This is a genomic window from Paracoccus binzhouensis (assembly GCF_016446475.1).
GTDB classification, from domain to species: domain Bacteria; phylum Pseudomonadota; class Alphaproteobacteria; order Rhodobacterales; family Rhodobacteraceae; genus Paracoccus; species Paracoccus binzhouensis.
The window spans coordinates 1-2,439 of the sequence record NZ_JAEHFP010000216.1; the positions used below are offsets into that span (position 1 = coordinate 1).

General features: G+C 70.4%; 3 protein-coding genes and 1 pseudogene. 1 reads left to right on the forward strand and 3 read right to left on the reverse strand.

Features of this window, described 5'->3' with window-relative positions:
• Positions 1–211: 211 nt before the first annotated feature.
• Entirely contained in the window at positions 212–658 is a 447-nt protein-coding gene (locus I9P22_RS23895) for an Hsp20 family protein (protein WP_199262702.1), read from the forward strand.
• 246 nt (positions 659–904) lie between these two features.
• Here the strand turns inward: I9P22_RS23895 and recR are convergent, their stop codons facing one another.
• The 3 genes and pseudogenes from recR to I9P22_RS23910 all read right to left on the reverse strand — a co-directional run.
• Positions 905–1,507, reverse strand: coding sequence for a recombination mediator RecR (recR, locus tag I9P22_RS23900; protein ID WP_199262704.1), 603 nt, complete (start codon positions 1,505–1,507; stop codon positions 905–907).
• 3 nt (positions 1,508–1,510) lie between these two features.
• On the reverse strand, positions 1,511–1,852 hold the full coding sequence (locus tag I9P22_RS23905; RefSeq protein WP_199262706.1) for a YbaB/EbfC family nucleoid-associated protein: 342 nt from the start codon (positions 1,850–1,852) through the stop codon (positions 1,511–1,513).
• 3 nt (positions 1,853–1,855) lie between these two features.
• Positions 1,856–2,439, reverse strand: a pseudogene (locus I9P22_RS23910) (DNA polymerase III subunit gamma/tau); the annotation flags it as partial.

The window sequence follows — 2,439 nt, forward strand, 5'->3', positions numbered from 1 at the left end:
CCGCCGCGGGCGGGCCAAGGGGCGCACGCACGCGCGCGCCTTGCATCCGCCGGCGCCCCGGCCGTGCCGCCACGGCGGCGCCCGCGGGGCTTGACAGCCGCAAGTCGCATTCCCACCTCAACGCTGTCGGACGGCCCTTTCGGCGCCGACGGACCTGCCCGCCCGTCCCGGGGGGCAAGCCTTTGTATCGCTTTGATGAAAGGATGCGAAAATGCGCAACTTCGACCTGACCCCGCTTTATCGTGCCTCGGTCGGCTTCGACCGCATGGCCGATGTCATGGACCGTGCCCTCTCGGCCGATATCGCCAGCTATCCCCCCTACAACATCGAGAAGACCGGCGAGAACACCTATCGCATCTCGATCGCCGTGGCCGGCTTTGCCGCCGACGACCTGAGCGTCGAGGTCAAGGACGGCGCCGTCATCGTCTCGGGCAAGAAGGCCGCCGAGGAGGAAGGCCGCAGCTATCTGCACCGCGGCATCGCCACCCGCGCCTTCGAGCGCCGCTTCACCCTGGCCGATCATGTCCGCGTCGATGGTGCCAGCCACGAGGATGGCATGCTGAACATCGACCTGGTGCGCGAGATCCCCGAGGCGCTGAAGCCGCGCCGCATCGAGATCACGAAACCGGCCAAGGCGGTGGAAAAGCTGGACGCCTGAGGTCCGGCCTGACCGCGCGGAGGCGCTGCCCCAGGAAGGGGCTCCGCCCCGCTCGTCGCTGAAAAAGCTCCGGCAGACCTTTTCCCGGGCGCTCTTGCCCCCGGAGTATTGAAAACGGAAGAAAGCCAGGGGCGCCGCTTGCAGCGCCCCTTTTGCCATGCGCGCCGCCCGGTCCGTTTCCGGCGTCCTTTTCCGTTTCGAAAATACCCCGGGGTCCGGGGCGGAGCCCCGGCGCGGCGGCTGCCGCTAGAGCCTGCGGCGGGCGCGCAGCGCCGCAGTGATGGTGCCGTCGTCGAGATAGTCGAGCTCACCGCCGAGGGGCACGCCCTGCGCCAGGCCGGTGACGGCGACGCCGGTCGGGGCCAGCGCCTCGGCGATGTAATGCGCGGTGGTCTGGCCCTCGACCGTGGCCGAGAGGGCGAGGATGACTTCGGTGACGTTTTCCTCGGCGATGCGGGCAATCAGCTGCGGGATGCGCAGGTCCTCGGGACCGATTTCGTCCAGCGCCGAGAGGCTGCCGCCCAGCACGTGGTAGCGGCCGCGGAAGGCGCGGCCGCGCTCCAGGGCCCAGAGGTCGGCGACGTCGGTCACCACGCAGATCTCGCCAGTGGCGCGGGCCGGATCCTCGCAGATCGGGCAGATGTCGGACTGGGTGATGTTGCCGCAGACCAGGCATTCGCGGGCGCTTTCCGCCACGCTGGCCATCAGCGCCGCCAGCTGCGCCATCTGTCCGGCGCGGCGGCGGATCAGGTGCAGCACGATGCGCCGGGCCGAGCGCGGCCCGAGCCCCGGCAGCCGTGCCATGGTGGCGATCAGCGTCTCGATCTCGTCGCCGGAGGCGGGCGGCATCGTTCAGAAGGGCATCTTCATGTCGGCCGGCAGGCCGAGCTCGCGGGTCAGGCGGGCCATTTCCTCGGCCGCCTTGTCCTGGGCGCGGCGCTGCGCGTCCTTGATCGCGGCCAGGATCAGGTCCTCGACCACCTCCTTGTCCTCGGCCTTGAAGATCGAAGGGTCGATGTCGAGCGCCGTCAGCTCGCCCTTGGCCGTCGCCGTGGCCTTGACCAGCCCGGCCCCGGCCTCGCCGGTGACGGTCAGGCGGCTCAGCCCCTCCTGCATCTCGGCCATCTTGCCCTGCATCTGCTGGGCGGCTTCCATCATCTTGGACAGATCCATGTCGCCAAGGCCCTTGAACATCGCTTAATCCTCGTCCTCGAAAGGGTCCCATTCCTCGACCTCGGCCACCGGGCCTTCGGTCAGTTCATGCGGGGATGTATCCTCGCCCGCCGGCTTTTCAACCGTAGCCGGCACCGGGATCGGCCGGATCCGGGTGATCTTCGCGCCGGGGAAGGCGGCGAAGATCGCCTGCACGGTCGGGTTCCGCATGGCGCGGGCGCGGGCCTCGGCCTCGCGCGCGGCGCGCTGTTCGCTGACCGTCGGCTGGCCGGGCTCGGCGGTCACGGTCACCGCCCAGCGATAGCCGCCGGTCCAGCCGCGCAGCCGTTCCGCCAGCCGCTGGGCGAAGTCGCGCGGCGCGTGGTCGGTGGGCTGGAACTCGATCCGGCCGGGCGAATAGCGCACCAGGCGCAGGTGATCCTCGACATCCAGCAGAAGCTTCATGTCGCGCATGCGCCGGATCAGGTCCAGCACCGATTCGAAATCGGGAAAACCGGCCAGCGCATCGGGCGAGACGGCGATGGCCGCGGCGCTGCCGTCCTGGCGGACGGCGACCGGGGCGCGGGGGGCGGTGGCGCGCGGCGCATCCTGGCGCGCCTCGGCTCGCG

Coding starts and splice junctions, on each gene's coding strand:
- I9P22_RS23895 (WP_199262702.1), top strand. CDS start 212: ATGCGCAACTTCGACCTGACCCCGCTTTATCGTGCCTCGGTCGGCTTC.
- recR (WP_199262704.1), bottom strand. CDS start 1,507: ATGCCGCCCGCCTCCGGCGACGAGATCGAGACGCTGATCGCCACCATG.
- I9P22_RS23905 (WP_199262706.1), bottom strand. CDS start 1,852: ATGTTCAAGGGCCTTGGCGACATGGATCTGTCCAAGATGATGGAAGCC.